Consider the following 20,066-nt stretch of genomic DNA (forward strand, 5'->3'; position numbering starts at 1 on the left):
CTTGTCGGGTAGATAAGTGCGTTAACGTCCGGGACATATGCGGCATAAAGCCGGGATGAACCACGGTGAAACCTACGGTATTATCGTAAGTCTTTGCCGTATCTGGTACAAGTAATGCCAATAATCCCATAACAATTATAAATCAAAATGACGCGCCATGTCTATTAGAGGCGGTAATAAATAAATTGCTAAACATAGCCATCCACCGAAAGTATCACACTGTATTGTCTCACTATATAACCACATATCACTTTAGCATTACTCTTTGTATAAAATTTCGAGTATATCTCTATAATATTCTTGTTTTTCTTCTATAATTTTGACAGATACCGCAGAAGCTAAAGTTGTTTATGCTGAACTAGGAGTTAAAAATGCATTATTTCGCCTGCTTTAATTATGCCAATGATGGTATTACTGTCACCTTCCCGGATATCCCGGAAGCCATTACCTGTGAAAAAACAGAGAATGCGGCCATGATAATGGCGGAAGATGTACTATTATCTTGTGTGGAAATTTATTTTGAGGAAGGCTGGCCTTTTCCCTTGACTCGGCAAGAAAAAGTCGGCGAGAGGGCGGTGTATCTCCCAGAATCCGTCTATGCCAGAATCCTGTTGCACAACACTTTGCTAGAGAAAGGCGTCAGCAAAACACAGCTTGCTCAATTTCTCAACATTACCCCGCCAGAAGTAGATCGTATCTTTGAACTGCACCACAAGACGTCAAGTGTTCTGCTAAATCGTGCGTTAACTTTTCTTGATTGTTCTTTGACTCCCTTTGTTTGAGCTATTCAGAAGCTAGCATAAAAGAATAGTCTGATAAGTCTGGTTATTTTTTTGCACAACGGTCCCAATCACGTTTTGTCCACTTGCCGCCAACATTGGCGCAAATAATCACTGTATCATTGCATCATGCGCTGGCGTTCTTCCAGATATTCGGCGCGGTTATAGGCCGCCCTAATTTTGTTGCGTTCACGATGCGCCAGTTGGCGCTCAATCGCATCAGGATTCCATTGACCGCTCTCATTCAGAATGCTTGAACCCATTGCGCGAAAACCATGCGGCACTGCCCGCTCACCATAGCCCATGTGTTGCATCGCCTTGGACAAAACAACGCTGTTTAAAGGGCGGTTAAGGCGGTTGGTGGCGAAGTACGGGCTGTCATGGTCGCTCAACTGACGTAGTTCTGCCAGCGTTTCCAATGCCCAATCGGATAGCGGCACGACGTGTGCCATACCCATCTTCATGCGCGCTGCCGGAATATGCCATTCGTTGCCGTGGATTTCTGACCATGCGCCATATCGCACTTCACCACTGCGGGTTAGCGTCAGAACCAAGAGGCGCAACAGCAATGCGGTTTTACGGTTGGGGTATTCTTCCCGGCTGCGCAGGAACGTGCCGATTTCTGCGACAGGCAGGCTAGGATGATGTTTGACACGCTTGTCTGCACTGCGCACGATTTTTGGCGCGGCTGCTGCCGGGTTATGTGTTGCCCGGCCTGTCTGGATGGCAAAGTCAAAAACAGCGCTGATACGTTGTTTGACACGGCTCGCCGTCTCCGGCTTATCGTTCATGGCGTTGAGAATGGCCAAAATGTCGGTTGGCAGGATGCTATCCATGCCTTTCTTGCCGATGCCCGGAAAAGCGTAGTGCTCCAGCGAGCCAATGACTTGCTGCACGTGCTGGGCATTCTTCCAGGCCGGTTTTTGATGGGCGTACCACTCACGGGCAATACGTTCAAAACTGGCCTGCCTGGCTTTGACTTACCGTTGTTCTCTCTTGTGCACCAGCGGATCAATGCCGCGGTTTAGCAGGCTTTGTGCATCGCGATGCCGCTGTCTGGCTTCACGCAGGCTGATTTTGTTGTAAACGCCCAGAGTGAGGGTGCAATCCTTGCCGGCAAAACGATAGCGGTAACGCTAGTATTTGCCGCCTTGCGGCGTGATGAGTAGGTGCAGGCCGCCACCATCGAAAAGTTTGCGCGGACGTTCGGCAGGCAAGGCGTGCTTGATGGTTTTTTCTGTAAGAGGCATAGGCAAAAAAGTCAGGTAAGATGCCCTGATTCTACCCTGGAAAAATGCCCCCGCTTATACCCCCGTTTTGCGCTTGCTTAAGTGAAATTAGATGAAATTAACTGGAATTGCTTTGAACAAAAGAAATTTTATTACAATTTGTTTCTAATAAGAATTTTTGAGAAAATTGGCTAGCTTGGAACGAAAAGAGACCACTCCGAATAAGACAATTTTTGGCCATTTAAGGGAGAGGGCAGGATAAACAAACTTCGCATGACAGCATACGTTTGAGGACTACCTCGTTTTGAATAATGCCGTCGCTACGCGATTTTTTACACCCTTCCCCGCCCCTCCCCCGCTCCGCAGGGGGAGGGGGATGTCTCAATTGTCAACACGCCCTAACCCAAGCCACGCCGCGGCGCAGTCTCGCTATAAACCCGACGCACAAGCCTAAATAAACGCAGGGGCAGTTAAGCGTAGCCGTAACCGCCCCTACTCTCCATTTTTATTCCACCCGGCGGCAGCCGGGGCCGCTGATGATGCTGTTGCCGCCGTTTTGCGGGGTAATCTGGATGCGGGTGGCGATGCGTTCGGTCAGCGCCGCGACGTGCGAGATGATGCCGATGTGTTTGCCGTGTGTGCGCAGTTGGGCGAGGGTTTCCAGCGCGCTGTCCAGGGTTTCTTCGTCCAGCGTGCCGAAGCCTTCGTCGAGAAAGAGTGTGTCTATTTGCATGTTTTCGCCGCTCATTTGGGCAAGTCCCAGCGCGAGGGCGAGGCTGACGATGAAGCTTTCGCCGCCGGAGAGGTTTTTGGCGCTGCGGGTTTCGCCGCCCTGGTAGTTGTCAATGATGTTGAGTTCGAGCGGGCGTGCCGGGTCGGCGGTGAGCAGGTAGCGGTCGCTCAGTTGTACCAGTTGGCGGTTTGCCTGGGCGATGACGCTGGCAAATGTCAGGCTTTGTGCGTAGTTGCGGTATTTTTTGCCGTCCGCCGCGCCGATGAGTTCGTGCAGGTTTTGCCAGCGCCGGGTTTCGGCGGCTTGTTTTGCGATGGCTTGTTGTTGGGCGGCAAGGCGCTCGCTGGCGCGTTTGTGTTCGGCGAGGCGGTGTTGGTTTGCGGCGAGGGTTTGTTGGTGTTGTTGGCGGGTGTGTTCGTCAGCTTCTTGGCGCGCTTGCAGGGTGGCGGTGTCGGGGTCGTCGGTGCTTTGTGCGGTGAGGCTGGCAAGGCGGGCGGCGCGGTCTTGTTGGCGGGTGTGCAGGGTGAGGGTTTGTTGGTCCAGGGCGGCGGCTTGGCGGGCGAGCGCTTCGCGTGTGGCGGCGGGCAGGCGTGCGGCCTGCCAGGCGGTTTCGTCGGCGAATGTTTCGGTGAAGTCTGTTGTCGCTGCGCGGTTTTTTACACCCCCTCCCCGGGTTCCCATGTAAAAGGCTTTCGCCTTTTTCATGGGTATCCCCGTGCCCTCCCCCGCTTCGCAGGGGAGGGGGTTAGTTTCAGTCTCGTGGGCGCGGAGAGGGTTGTTTACAGGGATGCTTTTGAGGGCGGCGGCGAATTGTTGTTCTGCGGTTTGTAGTTCTTGTTGTTGGGCGGTCAGACGGGCGTGCAGTTGTGCGCGTTGTTGTTGGTTGGCGGCGGCGGCGGTTTGGGCGGTTTGGCAGGTGTCGCGCGCTTTTTCCATGGCGGCTTCTGCTTCTGCGATGGCGCGTTGTTGTGCGGTTTCTTCGGCGTCGGGGTCGCGGTTTACGAGTAGCGCTTGTCGCGCCGCCAAGGTTTGGGCGTAAGTTTGTTGTAGGGCGGCGTGTTGTTCGGCATGCACGGCGCTGTTGCGGGCTTTTTCGGCGGCAAGGGCGAGGGTGTTTTCTGTCTGTTGTTGTTTTTCGCGCGCGCTGGCGAGGGCGTGTTGTGCGTTTTCGTGTTGTTCGCCGAGGGTTTCGGCTCGTTTGATGTAGGTGTCGAGCGTTTCCAGGCGGGCGGTGAGGTCGTCGGGCTGTGCCGGTAGTTCGCTGGCGTAGGGGTGTTCGGTGGCGCCGCAGAGCGGGCAGGGTTCGCCGTCGTGCAGGTGGGCGCGTTGTTGTTCGAGGTCGGCGATGCGCTGGTGGTAGGCGAGTTCGCGCAGGATGTTGTCTTTTTCGGCGCGGTATTCGCGCAGCAGGCGGCCTTGGAGGTGGGCGGCGAGTGCGGTTTCTGTTTTTTTGCGGGCGACGTCAGCACGGGCGCTGTTTTCGCGCGCGGCGGCGGCGTGTTTTTCGGCGGCCGCCAGGGCGGTTTGTGCGGCGGTGTGCGTGGCGGCGCTTTGTTCGAGGGTGGCGAGTTGTTCGCGCTGGTGGCGCAGGGTGTGGTCGTAGGCGCGGGTTTGTTGCCAGCGGGGTTGGGCGGCGGCGAGGCGCTGTTTTTCGGCGTGAACGCGGGTGGTGGCAGCGGCGAGGTTCTGTTGGGCGGCCGCTACAGCGGCGGTGTGGACGGGCGCCTGGGCGTCCAGCGTGGCGAGGGCGGTGCGGTCTTGTTGTTGGGTGTGGCGCAGGGTGTCGAGGCGGGCGTAGTCGGCATCAAGCAGCGCAGCGCGTTGGGCGAGGGCGAGGCGTTCGCGCTCCGGGGCGAAGCGGGCAAGGGCGGCTTGGTGCGCGGTGTGTTGTTCGTCGAGGCGGGCGAGTTCGGCGGTGAGTTCGGCGATGTTTTGTGCGCGGGCAAGGGCGGCGGCGGTTTGTTGTTGGCGGGTGGCCAGGGCGGCGAGTTGTTTTTGTAGGGCGGCGCTTTCTTGGGTGAGTGCGGTGTGGGTGGCGGCGTCCAGCGGGGTGATGCCTGCGGTTTCGGTGGCGAGCTGGCGCTGTTGTTCGAGGGCGTCGCGCAGGCGCTCGTGCACGGCGATGGAGATGCGGCTGTAGATTTCGGTGCCGGTGATTTGTTCGAGCAGCGGCGCGCGTTCGTCCGGTGCAGCGCGGAGGAAGGCGGCGAAGTCGCCTTGGGCGAGGAGCATGGCGCGGGTGAAGCGTTGGTAGTCCATGCCGGTGAGGCGTTCGATGGCGGCGGCGACGTCTTTGAGGCCGGTGGCAAGGAGTTCGCCGCTTTCGGCGTCGGCCAGTTCGTGTTTGGGGTTTTGGAGTTCGCCGCCTGCTTTGCGCCGCGCGCGGTGTTGGCTCCAATGGCTGCGGTAGCGCCCGGTGCGGGTGCTGAAGGTGATTTCGGCGTGGCAGGTGCCGCTGTGGCGGCTCATGATTTCGTTGCCTGCTTTGCCGATGCGCGCGAGGCGCGGGGTGCGGCCGTAGAGAGCGAGGCTGATGGCGTCCAGGATGGTGGTTTTGCCCGCGCCGGTCGGGCCGGTCAGGGCGTAGATGTTGTCGCTGTAGGCGGGGTGGTCGAGGTCGATTTCCCAGGTGCCGGTCAGGGCGTTCAGGTTGGCGAGGCGGATGGTGTGGATGCGCATGGTGTGGGTCGTCAGGTATGGGGCTCGCAGGGTTTCGGGTGTCGTCGCGCTTGTCTTGGTCTTCTTCTACTGGGGGCGGTCGTCGTCCAGCCCGGCGAGTATTTCGCGGTAATTCTGGCGCAGGGCGTCGCGCTGGTCGGCGGAGATGTGGTGTGCGGCGAGGCAGCGTTCGAAGACGTCCAGCGGGTTGAGGTCGTCCAGGGTTTCGCTGTCTGTGTTTTGTGTGAGGACGCGCTCGCGGATGCGCTCGTTTTTCAGGCGCAGGATTTCAAGTGGTGTGTCGGCGGTCAGTGCGTGCAGGCGGTCGCGCAGGCCGCCTTCTACGGCCTCGCCTTCGTAGTGGATTTCCAGCCAGATGTTGTCGCCCGTTGCCGCGAGTTCGTTTATTTGCGCCTCAAGGGCGGGCAGGTCGCCGCGCAGGCGTGCGCGTTTTTGGAAGTCGGGCACGGCGAGCGGGCGGACGGCGGCGCTTCTTCCCTGGAAGGTAACGAGGCAGACGGTTTTGTTTTGTGCGGCTTCGGCGAAGGTGTGCGGTAGCGGTGAGCCGCTGTAGCGCCGTGTTTCGTTGCTGTCGAGCCGTTGTGCGAGGTGGATGTGCCCCAGGGCAAGGTAGTCGATGGCGGCGGGAAAGGCGCTCGCCGGGACGTGCGCCAGGGTGCCGATTTCGTGGTCGTGTGCTTCGCTGGTTTGTCCGCCCGCGGTGTAGAGGTGGCCGGTGGCGATGAGCGGTAGGTCGGCGCCATGCGCGGCGCGCAGGGTTTCGGCGTGGGCGACGGCGGCGGTGTAGTGGGCGCGGATGCCGTCCAGCAGTTTGCCCGCTTTTTCGGCAAGGCTTTCGCCCGCGTCTGCCGTGCGCAGGTCGCGTTCGCGCAGGTAGGGTACGGCGCAGATGATGGCTTCCGGCGCGCCGTCGCGGTCGCGCAGGAGTAGTACTTCGTCGGCGGGTTCGCGCGCGGCGCCGATGACGTGGACGTTCAGCGCGCGCAGGATGTCGCGCGGGGCGTCGAGGAAGGCAGGCGAGTCGTGGTTGCCCGCGGTGATGATGACGTGGCGGCAGTTTCCGGCGGCGATGCGACAGAGGAATTGGTAATACTGCGCCTGGCTGCGTGGCGACGGCGTGGCGGTGTCGAAGATGTCGCCGGCGATGACGAGCGCGTCGATGTGTTCGGCGTCCAGGATAGCGGCAAGCCAGTCGAGGAAGGCGGCAAATTCGTGATGGCGACGGCGGCCGTAGAGGTGGCGGCCGAGGTGGATGTCGGCGGTGTGCAGGAGTTTCAAGGGATGATGCGGTTTAGGGGCTGTTTGCAATTCAGCGAACTAGCCCCTCTCCCTGTGGGAGAGGGGTTGGGGTGAGGGCAGCAAACGATTGAAAAATCGAAATTTCATCTCGTAAGCGGCATTGTCCACCCCCTCCCCATCCCTCCCCCGCTGCGGGCTTCGCCCTGCAGGGGAGGGAGATTTGAATTGTAAACAGCCCCTAGCTTATTCAAGAAGATGCTTGGCATGGGGTGGGGGATAAATCAGCGCGCGTTATTGTTTCTGCAAGCGGTAGTTGGCGTTTTCTTCCGCGCTGCGGCCGCCGGTGCTGCCGTCGGGGTCGCGCATTTCCAGTTGTTTGTCGCCGATGAAGTAGGTGTAGCCGCCGCCGTTGTCGTCAAGGTGAATCAGGGTTTTGTCGTCGCTTTGGCGGTAGCGGCCGGTGACGGTTTCGGGTTTGGCATCGGGTTCTTCAAGGAACAGTGTGGTCAGGGTGTAATGGCCGTCGGCAGCAAGTTCGAGCGTGGTTTCTATGCCGGCGCAGCTGGCGCAGGGCAGTACGCCTTTGTAGGTGCCGACGAAGGCGGACGTGGCGCTTGCTTGGCTGGCGCTGGCAGCGGGTTTGGCGGCTTCGGTTTTTGGCTTGTCGCAGGCGGTGAGGCTGGCGCCGAGAGCGAGAACGAGCGACAGGGTCAGTTTTTGCATGGTGTTTCTCCGGTTGGTTTGGGGAATGTTGGCAGGCGGCGATTCTACCAATGCGCGCGGTGCGCTTGGGTTACGGCTTCGCCAGTCCCCGCCGCGACCGCTTTTTCTCCGCAGCAGTGCGGCTTTTGTGCGAAAATCCGCGCGTTTTTTGTTGTCTCTGGAGTTCCCCATGCCCAAACGTTCCGACTTGAAATCCATCCTGATTATTGGCGCTGGCCCGATTATTATCGGTCAGGCCTGCGAGTTTGATTATTCCGGCGCGCAGGCGTGCAAGGCGCTGCGCAGCGAGGGCTTCCGCGTCATTCTCGTCAATTCCAATCCGGCGACGATTATGACCGACCCGGAGATGGCGGATGCGACGTATATCGAGCCGATTCAGTGGCAGACGGTGGAGAAGATTATCGCCAAGGAGCGGCCGGACGCGATTTTGCCGACGATGGGCGGGCAGACGGCACTCAACTGCGCGCTGGATCTTGCCAAACACGGCGTGCTGGAGCGCTACGGCGTGGCGCTGATTGGCGCCTCGGTGCAGGCGATTGAGACGGCGGAAGACCGCGATTTGTTTAAAAAGGCGATGAGCGAGATTGGTCTCGCGAGCGCCAAGTCGTTCGCGGTGCATTCGCTGGAGGAAGCACGCGCGGCGCAGGCGGAGCTGGGTTTTCCGGTCATCATCCGCCCTTCCTTCACTCTCGGCGGTTCGGGCGGCGGCATCGCCTATAACCGCGACGAATTCGAGCAGATTACCGCGCACGGGCTGGAGCTGTCGCCGACGCACGAGGTGCTGCTGGAGGAATCGCTGCTCGGCTGGAAAGAGTTTGAGATGGAAGTGGTGCGCGACCAGGCGGACAACGCCATCATCGTCTGCGCCATCGAAAACTTTGACCCGATGGGCGTGCATACCGGCGACTCCATCACCGTCGCTCCGGCGCAGACGCTGACCGACAAGGAATATCAGGCGCTGCGCGATGCCTCCATCGCCATCCTGCGCAAAATCGGCGTGGAAACCGGCGGTTCCAACGTGCAGTTCGCCATCAACCCGCGCGACGGCCGCATCATCGTCATCGAAATGAACCCGCGCGTCTCGCGCTCCTCGGCGCTGGCCTCGAAAGCAACCGGCTTCCCGATTGCCTCGGTCGCCGCGCGTCTGGCCGTCGGCTACACCCTGGACGAGCTGAAAAACGAAATCACCGGCGGCGTGACGCCCGCTTCCTTCGAACCGGCGATTGACTACGTCGTCACCAAAATCCCGCGCTTCGATTTCGCCAAATTCAAACAGACCAACAACCGCCTGAACACGCAAATGCGCTCGGTCGGCGAAGTGATGGCGATTGGCCGCACCTTCAAAGAATCGCTGAACAAAGCGCTGCGCGGCCTGGAAAACGGCTACAGCGGCCTGAACCGCCCGGCGCCCGTTGATGCGCTAGCAGACGCGGTCGCCACCCCGACGCCGGAGCGCATCTTTTACGTCGCCGAAGCCTTGCGCCAGGGCATGAGCGTGGACGACGTGTACCGCTTGAGCAGCATTGACCCGTGGTTTGTCGCGCAAATCGCCGAACTGGTCGCCCTCGAACAACCGCTGCGCGACAGCGGACTGCCCTACCTGGACGACGCCGACCGCCTCTTTGCCTACAAACGCGCCGGCTTCTCCGACGCCTTCCTCGCCGAATGCTGCGGCGTGCGCGAGCCGGAAATCCGCGCCCTGCGCACGCGCCACGCCATCCATCCGGTGTACAAGCGCGTCGATTCCTGCGCCGCCGAATTCGCCAGCGCCACCGCCTACCTCTACTCCACCTACGAGCGCTTCTGCGAGGCGGCACCGAGCGACAAGCGCAAAATCATGATATTGGGCGGCGGGCCGAACCGCATCGGCCAGGGCATCGAGTTCGACTACTGCTGCGTGCACGCCGCGCTTGCCCTGCGCGAAGACGGCATCGAAACCATCATGGTGAACTGCAACCCGGAAACCGTCTCCACCGACTTCGATACCGCCGACCGCCTCTACTTCGAGCCGCTGACGCTGGAAGACGTGCTGGAAATCGCCCGCATCGAGCAGCCCGACGGCGTCATCGTCCAGTACGGCGGCCAGACCCCGCTCAAACTGGCGCGTGCGCTGGAAGCGGCGGGCGTGCCCATCATCGGCACCCCGCCCGATGCCATCGACCGCGCCGAAGACCGCGAACGCTTCCAGCACCTCATCGACGAACTCAAACTGCTACAACCGCCGAACCGTACCGCCTCCGACACCGCGGAAGCCCTCGCCAAGGCGCAGGAAATCGGCTACCCGCTGGTCGTGCGCCCGTCCTACGTCCTCGGCGGGCGGGCGATGGACATCGTCCACAACGACGCCGACCTCGAAAACTACATGAAAGAAGCGCTGCACGTCTCGCCCGACGCGCCTATCCTGCTCGACCGCTTCCTTGATGATGCCATCGAAGTCGATATCGACGTCATCTGCGACGGCGAAACCGTCATTCTTGGCGGCCTGATGGAACACATCGAACAGGCGGGCGTACACTCCGGCGACTCCGCCTGCTCGCTGCCGCCCTACCGCCTCGCTCCCGCCATCTGCGAACAAATCGAAGCGCAGGCAAAAGCGCTCGCCCGCGCCCTCGGCGTGGTGGGACTCATGAACGCCCAATTTGCCGTCAAAGGCGACGCCATCTACATCCTCGAAGTGAACCCGCGCGCCTCGCGCACCGTGCCATTCGTCTCCAAAGCGACCGGACGGCCGCTCGCCAAAATCGCCGCGCGCTGCATGGCCGGACAAACCCTCGCCGCCCAAGGCATCCGCGACGAAAAACGGCCGACCCTCTACGCCGTCAAAGAAGCCGTCTTCCCCTTTGCCAAATTCAGCAACGTCGATCCCATCCTCGGCCCAGAAATGAAATCCACCGGCGAAGTCATGGGACTCGGCGCCACCTTCGCCGAAGCCTTCCACAAAGGCATCCGCGGCGCGGGCGAACGCCTGCCCGCCCCCGGCGGCACCGTCTTCATCTCGGTCAAAGACGACGACAAAAACAAGGCGGCCGAAGTGGCGCGCCTGCTCATCGCCGCCGGTTACAAAATCGTCGCCACCGGCGGCACCGCCGCACACCTGCAAGCACAAGGCATCGCCTGCGAACAGGTGAACAAAGTCGCGCAAGGCCGCCCGCACATCGTGGACCACATCATCAACGGCGACATCGCGATGATCATCAACACCACCGCAGGCAAAAAAGCCATCTCCGACAGCTACACCATCCGCCGCGAAGCGCTGATGCACAAAGTCTTCTACCAGACGACCATCGCCGGCGGCCATGCGGTCGCCCTGGCGCTCTCTTTCAGCGACGACGAAAAAGTACGGGCGTTGCAGGAAGTGCAGGCGGGATAAAAGAATTGCCATGTCAAAAATCTACCAATTAACCCTACGAGGTTACAAATCCATACGTGAACTGGAAGACTTTGACCTGCACAATCTCAATATCCTGATTGGCGCGAACGGTGCCGGAAAAAGCAACTTTATTGGTTTTTTCCGTCTGGTCAATGCTATGTACCAGCAGCAATTACAACTCTATGTACAAAAACAGGGTGGTCCGGACGCACTATTGCATTTTGGCCGTAAAGAAACCGACTCTATTCAATCAGAAATTTACTTTGCACGAAATGGGTACAAGTTCAACCTTGTACCAAGCAATGACAACCGTCTAATCTTCGAAAATGAATATAGTTGGTTTCGCGGCGTATATTTCAATTCTCAGCCTAGTGCGCTTCTGGGAACAGGACATGATGAATCCAAACTAAAAGAAGCCAAAGATCAGTATTCTCCCTATGTACGGGATGCATTGGAAAGCTGGCGCGTTTACCACTTCCACGACACCAGCGAAAGCGCTAGGGTTAAACAAAAGCACGCCAGCAATGACAACCTGCAATTCAAAACAGATGCCGCCAACTTGGCTGCCTATCTGCGCCGATTATACAAAGAATACCCGGACGAATATCAGCGCATCGTTGCAACCATCCGCCTCGCGCTGCCGTTCTTCGCCGATTTTGTCCATCGCCCTGGTGAAGCGGAATATATCGAGCTGGAATGGACACAAACCGGTCATCCTGATACCCCGCTGAAAGCGCATATGCTTTCCGACGGCAGCCTGCGCTTTATTTGCCTTGCTACCCTGCTTTTACAACCCGTTGATCTTCTGCCAGATACCATCCTCATAGACGAACCGGAATTAGGTTTGCATCCCTATGCCATCGGCGTCTTGGCGGACATCATCAAACAAGTCGCCGAAGAAAAGCAGCTCATCATTTCCACCCAGTCAGTCGAACTCATTAACGAATTTGATCCGGAAGACGTTATCGTCGTCGACCAAGAAAATGATGCCTCTGTATTCAAAAGACTGTCACGAGAAGCGCTTGATGCCTGGCTGGAAGAATACACCTTGGGCGAACTGTGGAAACAAAATGTCTTCGGGGGACGCCCCTAATGTATAAAACTGTCATTATCCTGGTAGAGGGACAAAGTGAAGAAACCTTTATCCGTGATACCGTCGCGCCTGCTTTTTGGCCATTAAATATCTTTTTGGAGACGCGAAATTTTGCTGGCAATGTTAATTTTGAACGCTTCTGCCTGCATATGCGTAATATCCTTCGAGAACGAGACGACACTATTATTTCTACCATGCTAGATTTATACGGGCTGAATACACACTTTCCGGGATACCTCAATATAAATGGCTCCTCTGATGTTTATCAGAAAGTCGCCACGCTAGAGCAACAACTACACTACTGCATTACTAATAAATATCAATGCCGCCCGGATCGCTTTATTCCCTATATCCAGCCCTACGAATTTGAAGGTCTGCTTTTTTCAGACACCAACGCTTTGATCCAAATTGAACCCGCATGGGAAAAACAAGCGACCGAACTGCAAGCTATTCGCAACGCTTTCAAAACGCCAGAACATATCAATAACAGCTACGAGACCAAACCCTCCAAGAGATTGGAATGTCTGTCGCCCAAATACCGCAAAACCCGCCACGGTCCGATCGCGGCACAAAAAATCACGCTCGCCGTCATTGAGCGTGAATGCCCGCATTTTCATCAATGGATGGAACGCCTACGAGCACTCTAAATAATTTATATAGCAATCATCCGAAAATCCCATACGGTGTTTTGTTGCTGGGGTTATAGAGTGTGCCTTGGCGCACCATGATACAAAACAAATATTTCCGCGACGTTGCGCCGAGACACACCCTATGGTGTTGTCTCCAGCGGCGCGCCTTGTCTGAACCTTTATGTGGATGGCTATAACACCTGTGCCAACTAGACAAAATAATGCCGCCTTTCTTTCGTCAATATTCTCGGTTTTACTGATTACTGTGAATAAGCGCGTTATTCCTGAATAGTATAGCTATCCCATTTGTATTCCATACAACCTTGTCTCTTTTCCGCAGAAGAAAGGGCTTTCTTCTGCGGATCGTTGTATGGAATACAAATGGGGTCCGCTATAAAAACCCCGCTCATGCGGGGTTTCTTTTCGCTTTAATCAAGCGCGATAAAACAGCCCTGCATCCGGCACTTTGCCGCCGGTGATTTTCGCATTGAGCGCGTGCATTTCCGTGTAGAAGTGCAAAATCTCCGCTTCAATACTGGCCGCAGGAATGGCGGAGAAGCGCGAATGCGGAATACCGGCGGCAAGCGCTTCTTGCGGGAAGGGCAGATATTTCGCCGCCAGTTCCGCCGTTTTTTCAGGGTTGGCTTTGCTCCATGCGACTGCCGCTTTCAAGTCTTCATCCAATGCGGCGATAAAGGCGCTGTTCTGCGCGATGAATTCCTCGGTGAAAAGCAGTCCCGCGAGCGGTACGCGCGCCGCGCTGTTAAACGCTTCGCCCCAGAGTTGCTGCACGTCCAGCGCGCGCGTGATTTCCTTGCCCTTCTCTTTCGCTTTGAGCAGCGCCAGGCTCATCAGCGGTTCGGGCAGGTTGGCGCAATCGACTTTGCCGCTCAGGAACAGCACCAACGCCTCCGGCGGCGTTGCGGTGTAGCTCACTTGCGCCGCGGAAAAATCCAGCCCCGCCTTTTTATAGAGGATTTGCAGGAGCAGGTCGGGCATATCGTTTTTGAAGGGGATGACGAGGCTGTGCTGCGCCAGATCGGCAAGGCTGGCAACCAGCGGTTTGCCGTTCGCGACGGGAGCGGCGATGTAGTTCAGCCCCTCGCTCATGATGTTGAACAGTTTGACTTTTTTTCCCTGGTTGTAGAGGTTGGCGGCAACGTAGCTCGGCACGATGGAGGCGGCGATGTCGCCGTTCAATAATCCAGCGCGCAACTGGTCGGGACTGCGCCAGATTTGCACGTCAAACGGGCTGATGTCTTTCGCCTTGCCTTCTTGCGCGGCGATGGCGAGCAGCACGCTCGGCGTGACCGGCGGCCCCCACAGCGTCAGTTTGTTTGCAGACTGCGCGCGCACGGGCAGCGACAGCGCGGTCAATGCGGCGGAAGTGGCGGTGATAAATTGGCGTCGTTTCAGCATGATAGTACTCCGAGTGCAAATGAGAATGGCATTATAGCGCGCCCGTTTGTATTCCATTTAATCCCGCGCGCGATATTTGCGGGTAAAATGCGACATAAATGCGAGTTGCAAAAGTTGTAAATATAGCAACTTTGTCTCAAATATCAGCAAGGGCGGCTGCCGGAAATCCCGGCTCGAATGTCGCCAGTCTCTCATCTTGCGGGAAACCGGCGGCGTCGCCACCCCGCTCAATCTCTCCCAATACGTCCATCATCAACCGCACCCCCATCGGCGCAAGCTCCCGTTGCCATAAGGTCGCTGCGGTATCCTCCGGCCGTATGTGGCACCAGTCCTGTGCCAGCAGCGCGCCCGTGTCTGCGCCGTCGTCCATCCGGTAAACCGTCCCGCCCGTTATTGGCTCCCGCATATGTATCGCCCAGCGCACCGCGTCCCGTCCTCTGTGTCGTGGTAGTAGCGATGGATGGTAGGCGATGACGCCGCTTTTTGCCCGTGCGCGGATTGACGCGGGCAGGTACTGGTGCAGGTGCGCTGCGACAATGACGTCGCAGGGCGGTATGTCCGCAATCTGCGCGCTTACGGCAACACCCTGCCCTGCTGCCGCCTTAGCAAAGCTGCCAGCCGGGTTGGTGACGGCCAATAATATGTCATAGCTGCGGGCTATGCAGGCGGCGAGTATTTCAGTGGCCAGCCATTTTTGCCCGGCAATCACTACTCTCATACGTCCTCCCCCAAGTAGCGGAATCCCTGCACGGCGCGCAAATGGCCGCCAAAGCCTGAACCGGCATCCGCTCCCATTGTTTTGCGCAGGCTGGCGGATGAACGCGCTTTGCTGCCGCCGTGGAGCTGCGCCGATACTTGTGTCCATTTCGGGTCACGGCGCAGGGCGGCGGCAAGACCGGGATGACTGGTGTGGAAAAGCGTGCGCAGCGGGCGCGCGTAGCGGTTGTCGCCGTCTAACCAAAGCTGGCAGCAGCCGTTGAGGAAGCGCATTCCTACGCCCGCGCCTTGCCATTCTGGCATGACTACCAAGCGGCAGGCACGCGCCTCGGCCATGCCGGGGCGTGTGGAGAAAGCGATATGGGCTACCGGCTGTCCTCTGACCAGTCCCATGTAGTGGGCGGAGGCTACCATTGGCGGCAGGTCTAGATAGTGATGCGACGCAAACAGGCGCCAGTCGGTCTGACGGCAAGGGTATATTTCCAGGTCGATGCGTGGGCGTTGCCTAGCCCACCCCCATTGGAATGCGCCGCTCTCGGTGTCAAAAACCCAGTCTGGCTGTATCCAGTCAAGGATGTCGTAATGGCAGGATAGCAGTACGGTTTGTGGTCGCCCGGCGATACGCCGCCAGCTCTTGGCAAATGCGCCCGCACCTACTTGTGCAATCTGCCGGTCAACCACAGAGGAAAACTCATCCAGTACGGCAAACGCAGGCGCCTCGCAAATCAGGCGGGCAAGATTGGCACGGAAGCGCTCACCGTTGGAAAGGACGTGGTAGGGGCGCAGCCAGCTGGGGACGGTACCAAGCCCTACTGAGGCCAGCGCGGCGGTTACGTCATCAAAACTACCATCGGGGGCAATGGCATCGACAATCGGACAATCGCGCGGCCATGTCGGGGCATAGAGTTTGCCTAATCGCTTGCCGATGCTGGTTTTACCGCTGCCAGATGGTCCGACGATAACGCCAATTTGCCAAGGCCGTGCGTCCAATGGCAACGCCGCCTCGATATGTACGTCGGCGCCGTTTTCAACGTTAAACAGGGATTTGACCCGTGCCGCGCGGTAGCTGTCAAAATCGGTGCAATGGTGGTGGATGGTGATGGTGGTCATACGTTGACCACCTTGAGACTGTAACCTTCTGCACGCAGCCGTTCGTAGGTGTTGCGCTGCTCGGTTTCGTCTGTGCAGCGGATGATGACTGCATATTGTGGCCGGTACTTAAAGCCGTTTTTGCCATATTTCATGGGCGTCAGGAGCTCCTGTTGTCTGACGCTCGGCGGCATTCTTGTAGGTGATGGTGTAGAGCCGCTTGCAGCGCGGGCATTTAATCGCGATGGTGCCGCGCAGGTCACGACTTTCGGCGAGTAATTTGTTGCAGGTGCAGCGGTGTTGCATGGTCGGCATGTGTCCTCTTGCGTCGCCTGATGTTAATCGGTAGGCTTGCCGCCCTCTCGCGAGAGGAGCGGATCTTGCTCGTGGTGGTCACACACCGCGGGGGCTGGCGCGCTGTTCGCGCGGCGCGCCGGTCGTCCGTTTGCTGTGGAGATTTTCAGGGATGAGCGCCGCTGGCGCGGTTAGACTGGTTTGGGATTTGCCAAAGATTAAGGCAGGCGTTGCGCCTGCCTTATTTTTTGCTGTTGAGCGGTAGCCGCAGCTGGGTGCGGCGCTGGATGAGCGCATCCACTTTTTCTTTGACGCGGAGCGAATAGCCGTCGCTCCAGCCATATTTGCGGTCAACGTCGCGCGACGGCATGCGCCGCAGGTCTTGGTAGGCCATCATCCAGCGGGCGAAGGTGGCGGGCTGTTTGGTGACGTAGAATTTTTCGCCGCTGAAGGTTTCGGCGAGGTGAACCAGCACGCGATTGACCGCCTCGGCGGCGGTCTCGTCGGGGATGCCTGCGGCGACAAGCGCGCTGCAGGTGTGGTCGGCCAGAGCGGCGAAAAATTCGCCGCTTTCGTTGATGTCCGGTTCGGGGATTTGCACGCCCCACTGAAATTCGCTCATGCGCTCTCCGTGGCGCCCTGCAACCAGCCTTCGAGCATGTTGTAGAGCTTGTTGGTCTCGTCGTCGGCAAGGTCGGCGAGGTTATTTTTGCCAAAATGGCGCTTGATATAGCGGTTGAAGCTGCTCTTGTCCTTGCTCTGCACGATGCCGCGCTTACGCAGGTCGTACCATTTGCCGAGGCAGGCGCGTTGCTGGCGGGTGAGCGGGCGGCGCGCGTCCTTGAAAGCGCCGAGGCGGGTCATTTCCATCAGTACGCGGGCGCGCTGTCCGGTACTCATGTCCTTGCTGCTGCTTTTGCCGGTGAGTCGCTGCAGGAAGGCACGGTAGGTGTCGTCATCCATGCCGAGGCGCGCTTTACCGATGTGGATGCGAGCGGTTTGGTTGCCGATATACATGGTCAGCCTCCGAGGGTTTCGAGGGTGGCAGCAAGCAGCGTCTGCGCGTGTTGCAGGTTGGCGATGGCGTGTTCGCGATCGTTGTTATTTAGCGCCATTGAGGTATCTACCAGCGTCACGATCAGGCTGCCGACTACTTCGGCGGTTTTTTTGTTCTGTTTCTGTTCGGTGTTCATGGGCGTTCTCCATTTTTAATTGTCGGGCAAGGTTTTCAAGCAGAGCTTCGGTTTCGGCAGCCTCTTTCGGGTCGCGGGCGGTTTGTGGCGGTGATGGCAGGGCGGGGGGTGGGGGCAGGCGGTCGAGGAAGTGGCGCGGTGCCGGCCAGTCGGTCATCTCGGCGCAGAGGCTACGGAAGGCACACTCGATGCGGGCAACGTCTGCGGGTTGCCAATCCCGCCGTGCCAGTGTTTCCAGCCATACTTCGGCGACGGTGGTAACGCTTTCGGCGGGCGGCGCGCCTCGCAGTCGCAGGGTGACCAGCTTGATGAGGCCAACGATGATGGCGTTGTGGATTTCTTTCGGCATGTCATTTGAGCATCCCGGCAAGCGCACTTACCGCCGCGCCGGTTTTGCTGTTGGTAACGGGGGCGGCGTCCGCCGGGGTGGCGGGTGTCACCACACTGACGGCGGCGGGGCGGTAGTGGGTCAGCACTTCGTAGAGGTATCCGTGGTTTTTCAGCGGCAGGGTGAGTTTGCCGCTGTCGCGGGTGACCAGCACTTCCTGCATTGCCCACAGCCACGCGGCGGGTGGTGCGTCATATACCGCGCCCTTGCGCTCGATGCGCTGCGCCTGTATGTCCGGCAGGATTTCGCCGAGCAGTTTGGCGACGCGGGCGAAGGTCAGCTCGGTCTGCGTTGGGCGAAAGAGGCCGAGGTAGCGCACGGTCAGGGTGGCAAGGTCGCCGCCCAGTTGCACCAAGAGGCGCAGCGCGGTGCGGGCATCGTCGTGGGCAATGAGTGCGTCGAGGCTCAGGGTGGCGCCACAGTTGGGGCAGCGGGTTTTCATGTCCGGCTCCTTTCGGTACGTACATGAGTGATTTCGTCATTTGCTTCGTTGAGTGTACAAATCATGGCGTGCGCCCCGTCGTCTCCATTGAGCTCAAAAACGATCTCTTTTGCCCGCTCCTTGTTTGCCCAGATGATTTGAACAGCGGCTATCCTACCGATGAACCGGCGGATTTGCGCCTCTGCGTCGCCGAGTCTGCGCATGACGTGCTCGGCCAGCCCTTGCAGTCGAAAGAACAGCGCGGCGTGCTTATGTGGCGTGCAGCGAGTGGTAAAGCTCATGACCAGCCCCGTGCTTTAACCAGCGCCTCGGCGGCGGCGACCACTTCCTGCTCAGCGGCGGCGCGGCGGTAGTGGCGGTCGCGCGGATTCAGCTCCGGCGTTTCGCTGGCATGCAGGCTGGCGACGGCCTGCACCAGCTCTCGCTCGTGCGGCAGGGGGACGCCGCGCAGGTGGTCGTAGATGTCCATCACGAACAGCAGGGTGAGTCCGCCAAGGCCAAACAGGGTGATGAGCGCGCCGCACGCGACGTTGCCTGGTTCGGCACTGATGGCGCCTTTGATGACGACCAGCGCCCCCATGGCGACGCAGAGGCAACAAATCAGCGCGGCATGCCGCTCAACAAATTTCAGCGCCTTCATTGTTGCCACCCTTTCAGTTGTTGTAGCAGCAGGTAATCGCTATGGCTCAGGCGCACGGTGTGCCAGCCTTGGCGGATTTCGATGGTGCCGTCGGCGTCGTGCAAGTGATAGCTCAAACGGATGCGGCGGCGCAGCCGCGCGACAAGCCAGTCAATCAGCGTCCTCATGGTTGCACCCCCTCAACTTCGTACGGCGTGATCACAAAGTCCTCGACGCCCTTGACCACGGTGACGCCTGCCACGGTGGCGGCAATGTCCATCTCGGCGAGCATCGCGTCCTTGTTGACCTCCTCCTTGACGCGGACAAAGCGGATGAGACCGAGGGTGCGCAGCGCTTCCAGCACCGCATCTTGTGAGCGGATGCGAATGGACGGCGGGCGCAGGCGCCAGCTCACTTCGCCGGTGATGAGGTTGGCGGTTTTGCCTTTGGCGGTCAGTTCGGCGCGGTTGGCCTCGCACCAAGTCTGGATGCCGGTTTGCAGCTCCTTGACACGCTCGGCAAGCGCATTGATGCCGTCTTTGTGGCGCTCGGTGATAACGGCGATTTCGTCGTTCATGGCGGCGACGGCGCGGGTATGCTCGCGTTGCACGTCACCGAGGTCTTTGATCCAGTTTTGCGTTTCTTCGCGGCTCTGCGGCGTGGCGAGGGTTTGGGCTTTAAGGCGGGTTTTGGCCATGTTTGGTCTCCGGTTAAGATGGTTTTAATGGGCGGTTAAGGCAAATCAGCCTGAGCGGCACGACGCTCGGCCAGATACTGTTGCAGGGCATGGTTTTCGCCGCGCAGCCAGTCAAGGTGACCGTGGGCGATGATGCTGATGCTGTCGCCGGCGGTAATGTCGGCATAGCGGCTGGTTTTGGCGGTTACAAGAGTGCTGTCGTAATAAAAGAGACTGTGGATACCGCTTACGCCGATGTTCATCACCGCCCTGATGTTGTTACCAAAGGTCAGGGCAAGCTCTACAACGCTGTCCTGCCACTTCCCTTCATTGCGGACGGCTTCAACGCGCGGTTCTTCGCCCTGTATGCCCTGCGCAATTTGCAGCGCACACGTCATGCGGTTTTGGATATCGGTCAGCATGGCGTTGAGCTTGTTTGCGAGGGGGTACAGATCTGCGTGGTAGGGGGTGAGCGGGTCGTAATCGCGCTCCCGTAACGCGCGGCGGTAATCCGCCCACAATTGCTTCTCGGCATCTGCGCGGTTCATGCGTCGCCCTCCTCGTCGTCTTCCCAATCTTCATCCTCCTCTTCGGGGGTAACGATGCGCAGCGAGAGCTCGCCGTCTTTGCCGCTGGCGAGTTGCAGGACGGGGGCAATGCGTGTCATGCCTTGTACCTCCATCACTGCGGCCAGTTCCAGCGAGGCGTTTATCCATGCTTGCAGCACGGTTTCCAGGTCTTTTTGATTCATATGG

At 58.8% G+C, this 20,066-nt stretch carries 24 protein-coding genes and 1 pseudogene; 4 read left to right on the top strand and 21 right to left on the bottom strand.

Translation table 11 applies throughout. The features are described from left to right. The first annotated feature begins 371 nt into the window (after nucleotides 1–371). On the top strand, nucleotides 372–782 hold the full coding sequence (locus tag EL199_RS10505; protein WP_004141553.1) for a type II toxin-antitoxin system HicB family antitoxin: 411 nt from the start codon (nucleotides 372–374) through the stop codon (nucleotides 780–782). 116 nt (nucleotides 783–898) lie between these two features. On the opposite strand, the gene EL199_RS10510 is transcribed toward EL199_RS10505, so the two are convergent. The 6 genes and pseudogenes from EL199_RS10510 to EL199_RS10535 all read right to left on the bottom strand — a co-directional run bounded on the left by EL199_RS10510 (nucleotide 899) and on the right by EL199_RS10535 (nucleotide 7,382). After that, entirely contained in the window at nucleotides 899–1,729 is an 831-nt protein-coding gene (locus EL199_RS10510) for a tyrosine-type recombinase/integrase (RefSeq protein ID WP_391527314.1), read from the bottom strand. A 30-nt stretch (nucleotides 1,730–1,759) separates the two neighbouring features. Then, a pseudogene (locus tag EL199_RS13365) lies at nucleotides 1,760–1,903 on the bottom strand (Arm DNA-binding domain-containing protein); the annotation flags it as partial. Between the two features lie 12 nt (nucleotides 1,904–1,915). Continuing rightward, a complete protein-coding gene (locus EL199_RS13370; RefSeq protein ID WP_081447832.1) occupies nucleotides 1,916–2,029 on the bottom strand; it encodes an Arm DNA-binding domain-containing protein in 114 nt (37 codons plus the stop codon). 484 nt (nucleotides 2,030–2,513) lie between these two features. Then, entirely contained in the window at nucleotides 2,514–5,420 is a 2,907-nt protein-coding gene (locus tag EL199_RS10525; RefSeq protein WP_004141546.1) for an AAA family ATPase, read from the bottom strand. Nucleotides 5,421–5,486: 66 nt separating this feature from the next. Beyond that, nucleotides 5,487–6,698, bottom strand: coding sequence for an exonuclease SbcCD subunit D C-terminal domain-containing protein (locus EL199_RS10530; RefSeq protein WP_040355482.1), 1,212 nt, complete (start codon nucleotides 6,696–6,698; stop codon nucleotides 5,487–5,489). A 252-nt stretch (nucleotides 6,699–6,950) separates the two neighbouring features. Then, complete coding sequence (locus EL199_RS10535) at nucleotides 6,951–7,382, bottom strand: copper resistance protein NlpE (RefSeq protein ID WP_004141541.1); 432 nt, start codon at nucleotides 7,380–7,382, stop codon at nucleotides 6,951–6,953. Nucleotides 7,383–7,551: 169 nt separating this feature from the next. Here EL199_RS10535 and carB point away from each other — a divergent pair, with 169 nt between their 5' ends. From carB to EL199_RS10550, 3 genes are read left to right on the top strand one after another with little or no spacing between them, the layout of a single operon-like run. Next, complete coding sequence (carB, locus tag EL199_RS10540; RefSeq protein WP_040355475.1) at nucleotides 7,552–10,752, top strand: carbamoyl-phosphate synthase large subunit; 3,201 nt, start codon at nucleotides 7,552–7,554, stop codon at nucleotides 10,750–10,752. A gap of 10 nt (nucleotides 10,753–10,762) precedes the next feature. After that, nucleotides 10,763–11,845 (top strand): AAA family ATPase, encoded by a 1,083-nt coding sequence (locus EL199_RS10545; protein ID WP_004141538.1) that lies wholly within the window; start codon nucleotides 10,763–10,765, stop codon nucleotides 11,843–11,845. Continuing rightward, nucleotides 11,845–12,492: a DUF4276 family protein gene (locus EL199_RS10550; protein WP_004141533.1), complete on the top strand. Its 648-nt coding sequence runs from the start codon at nucleotides 11,845–11,847 to the stop codon at nucleotides 12,490–12,492. The genes EL199_RS10545 and EL199_RS10550 overlap by 1 nt, the downstream gene beginning before the upstream one ends. 414 nt (nucleotides 12,493–12,906) lie before the next feature. On the opposite strand, the gene EL199_RS10555 is transcribed toward EL199_RS10550, so the two are convergent. The 15 genes from EL199_RS10555 to EL199_RS10620 all read right to left on the bottom strand — a co-directional run bounded on the left by EL199_RS10555 (nucleotide 12,907) and on the right by EL199_RS10620 (nucleotide 20,062). Next, nucleotides 12,907–13,893, bottom strand: a complete 987-nt coding sequence (locus EL199_RS10555) for an ABC transporter substrate-binding protein (protein ID WP_050768092.1) — start codon at nucleotides 13,891–13,893, stop codon at nucleotides 12,907–12,909. Nucleotides 13,894–14,029: 136 nt separating this feature from the next. Further along, a complete protein-coding gene (locus tag EL199_RS10560) occupies nucleotides 14,030–14,611 on the bottom strand; it encodes a formyltransferase family protein (protein WP_004141525.1) in 582 nt (193 codons plus the stop codon). Beyond that, nucleotides 14,608–15,720 carry an ATP-binding cassette domain-containing protein gene (locus EL199_RS10565; RefSeq protein WP_004141523.1) on the bottom strand — a complete coding sequence of 371 codons (1,113 nt, stop codon included), beginning with the start codon at nucleotides 15,718–15,720 and terminating at the stop codon, nucleotides 14,608–14,610. The genes EL199_RS10560 and EL199_RS10565 overlap by 4 nt, the downstream gene beginning before the upstream one ends. Further along, on the bottom strand, nucleotides 15,717–15,854 hold the full coding sequence (locus tag EL199_RS12855; protein ID WP_169306933.1) for a hypothetical protein: 138 nt from the start codon (nucleotides 15,852–15,854) through the stop codon (nucleotides 15,717–15,719). The genes EL199_RS10565 and EL199_RS12855 overlap by 4 nt, the downstream gene beginning before the upstream one ends. Beyond that, nucleotides 15,829–16,014, bottom strand: a complete 186-nt coding sequence (locus EL199_RS10570; RefSeq protein ID WP_004141522.1) for a hypothetical protein — start codon at nucleotides 16,012–16,014, stop codon at nucleotides 15,829–15,831. Before EL199_RS10570 ends, EL199_RS12855 begins: the two co-directional genes overlap by 26 nt. A 220-nt stretch (nucleotides 16,015–16,234) precedes the next feature. Next, nucleotides 16,235–16,615, bottom strand: a complete 381-nt coding sequence (locus tag EL199_RS10575) for a hypothetical protein (RefSeq protein WP_004141519.1) — start codon at nucleotides 16,613–16,615, stop codon at nucleotides 16,235–16,237. Then, nucleotides 16,612–17,010, bottom strand: a complete 399-nt coding sequence (locus EL199_RS10580) for a regulatory protein GemA (protein WP_004141517.1) — start codon at nucleotides 17,008–17,010, stop codon at nucleotides 16,612–16,614. The genes EL199_RS10575 and EL199_RS10580 overlap by 4 nt, the downstream gene beginning before the upstream one ends. Nucleotides 17,011–17,094: 84 nt before the next feature. Continuing rightward, entirely contained in the window at nucleotides 17,095–17,535 is a 441-nt protein-coding gene (locus EL199_RS10585) for a hypothetical protein (RefSeq protein WP_004141514.1), read from the bottom strand. A 1-nt stretch (nucleotide 17,536) separates the two neighbouring features. Next, nucleotides 17,537–18,016, bottom strand: coding sequence for a hypothetical protein (locus EL199_RS10590; RefSeq protein ID WP_004141511.1), 480 nt, complete (start codon nucleotides 18,014–18,016; stop codon nucleotides 17,537–17,539). After that, on the bottom strand, nucleotides 18,013–18,297 hold the full coding sequence (locus EL199_RS10595) for a hypothetical protein (RefSeq protein ID WP_004141509.1): 285 nt from the start codon (nucleotides 18,295–18,297) through the stop codon (nucleotides 18,013–18,015). The genes EL199_RS10590 and EL199_RS10595 overlap by 4 nt, the downstream gene beginning before the upstream one ends. Continuing rightward, nucleotides 18,294–18,656: a hypothetical protein gene (locus EL199_RS10600; protein ID WP_004141507.1), complete on the bottom strand. Its 363-nt coding sequence runs from the start codon at nucleotides 18,654–18,656 to the stop codon at nucleotides 18,294–18,296. The genes EL199_RS10595 and EL199_RS10600 overlap by 4 nt, the downstream gene beginning before the upstream one ends. Next, the gene (locus tag EL199_RS10605; RefSeq protein ID WP_004141505.1) at nucleotides 18,653–18,823 is read right to left on the bottom strand and encodes a hypothetical protein; all 171 of its coding nucleotides are present in this window, start codon (nucleotides 18,821–18,823) and stop codon (nucleotides 18,653–18,655) included. The genes EL199_RS10600 and EL199_RS10605 overlap by 4 nt, the downstream gene beginning before the upstream one ends. After that, nucleotides 18,820–19,332: a host-nuclease inhibitor Gam family protein gene (locus tag EL199_RS10610; RefSeq protein WP_004141503.1), complete on the bottom strand. Its 513-nt coding sequence runs from the start codon at nucleotides 19,330–19,332 to the stop codon at nucleotides 18,820–18,822. The genes EL199_RS10605 and EL199_RS10610 overlap by 4 nt, the downstream gene beginning before the upstream one ends. 35 nt (nucleotides 19,333–19,367) lie before the next feature. Beyond that, nucleotides 19,368–19,859 (bottom strand): hypothetical protein, encoded by a 492-nt coding sequence (locus EL199_RS10615; RefSeq protein WP_004141501.1) that lies wholly within the window; start codon nucleotides 19,857–19,859, stop codon nucleotides 19,368–19,370. Beyond that, nucleotides 19,856–20,062: a hypothetical protein gene (locus tag EL199_RS10620; RefSeq protein ID WP_004141500.1), complete on the bottom strand. Its 207-nt coding sequence runs from the start codon at nucleotides 20,060–20,062 to the stop codon at nucleotides 19,856–19,858. Before EL199_RS10620 ends, EL199_RS10615 begins: the two co-directional genes overlap by 4 nt. Between the last annotated feature and the right edge of the window lie 4 nt (nucleotides 20,063–20,066).

This window comes from Cardiobacterium hominis, from assembly GCF_900637305.1.
In the GTDB taxonomy this organism is placed as follows: domain Bacteria; phylum Pseudomonadota; class Gammaproteobacteria; order Cardiobacteriales; family Cardiobacteriaceae; genus Cardiobacterium; species Cardiobacterium hominis.

Coding starts and splice junctions, on each gene's coding strand:
- EL199_RS10505 (WP_004141553.1), top strand. CDS start 372: ATGCATTATTTCGCCTGCTTTAATTATGCCAATGATGGTATTACTGTC.
- EL199_RS13370 (WP_081447832.1), bottom strand. CDS start 2,029: ATGCCTCTTACAGAAAAAACCATCAAGCACGCCTTGCCTGCCGAACGT.
- EL199_RS10525 (WP_004141546.1), bottom strand. CDS start 5,420: ATGCGCATCCACACCATCCGCCTCGCCAACCTGAACGCCCTGACCGGC.
- EL199_RS10535 (WP_004141541.1), bottom strand. CDS start 7,382: ATGCAAAAACTGACCCTGTCGCTCGTTCTCGCTCTCGGCGCCAGCCTC.
- carB (WP_040355475.1), top strand. CDS start 7,552: ATGCCCAAACGTTCCGACTTGAAATCCATCCTGATTATTGGCGCTGGC.
- EL199_RS10545 (WP_004141538.1), top strand. CDS start 10,763: ATGTCAAAAATCTACCAATTAACCCTACGAGGTTACAAATCCATACGT.
- EL199_RS10550 (WP_004141533.1), top strand. CDS start 11,845: ATGTATAAAACTGTCATTATCCTGGTAGAGGGACAAAGTGAAGAAACC.
- EL199_RS10555 (WP_050768092.1), bottom strand. CDS start 13,893: ATGCTGAAACGACGCCAATTTATCACCGCCACTTCCGCCGCATTGACC.
- EL199_RS10560 (WP_004141525.1), bottom strand. CDS start 14,611: ATGAGAGTAGTGATTGCCGGGCAAAAATGGCTGGCCACTGAAATACTC.
- EL199_RS10565 (WP_004141523.1), bottom strand. CDS start 15,720: ATGACCACCATCACCATCCACCACCATTGCACCGATTTTGACAGCTAC.
- EL199_RS12855 (WP_169306933.1), bottom strand. CDS start 15,854: ATGAAATATGGCAAAAACGGCTTTAAGTACCGGCCACAATATGCAGTC.
- EL199_RS10570 (WP_004141522.1), bottom strand. CDS start 16,014: ATGCCGACCATGCAACACCGCTGCACCTGCAACAAATTACTCGCCGAA.
- EL199_RS10575 (WP_004141519.1), bottom strand. CDS start 16,615: ATGAGCGAATTTCAGTGGGGCGTGCAAATCCCCGAACCGGACATCAAC.
- EL199_RS10580 (WP_004141517.1), bottom strand. CDS start 17,010: ATGTATATCGGCAACCAAACCGCTCGCATCCACATCGGTAAAGCGCGC.
- EL199_RS10585 (WP_004141514.1), bottom strand. CDS start 17,535: ATGCCGAAAGAAATCCACAACGCCATCATCGTTGGCCTCATCAAGCTG.
- EL199_RS10590 (WP_004141511.1), bottom strand. CDS start 18,016: ATGAAAACCCGCTGCCCCAACTGTGGCGCCACCCTGAGCCTCGACGCA.
- EL199_RS10595 (WP_004141509.1), bottom strand. CDS start 18,297: ATGAGCTTTACCACTCGCTGCACGCCACATAAGCACGCCGCGCTGTTC.
- EL199_RS10600 (WP_004141507.1), bottom strand. CDS start 18,656: ATGAAGGCGCTGAAATTTGTTGAGCGGCATGCCGCGCTGATTTGTTGC.
- EL199_RS10605 (WP_004141505.1), bottom strand. CDS start 18,823: ATGAGGACGCTGATTGACTGGCTTGTCGCGCGGCTGCGCCGCCGCATC.
- EL199_RS10610 (WP_004141503.1), bottom strand. CDS start 19,332: ATGGCCAAAACCCGCCTTAAAGCCCAAACCCTCGCCACGCCGCAGAGC.
- EL199_RS10615 (WP_004141501.1), bottom strand. CDS start 19,859: ATGAACCGCGCAGATGCCGAGAAGCAATTGTGGGCGGATTACCGCCGC.
- EL199_RS10620 (WP_004141500.1), bottom strand. CDS start 20,062: ATGAATCAAAAAGACCTGGAAACCGTGCTGCAAGCATGGATAAACGCC.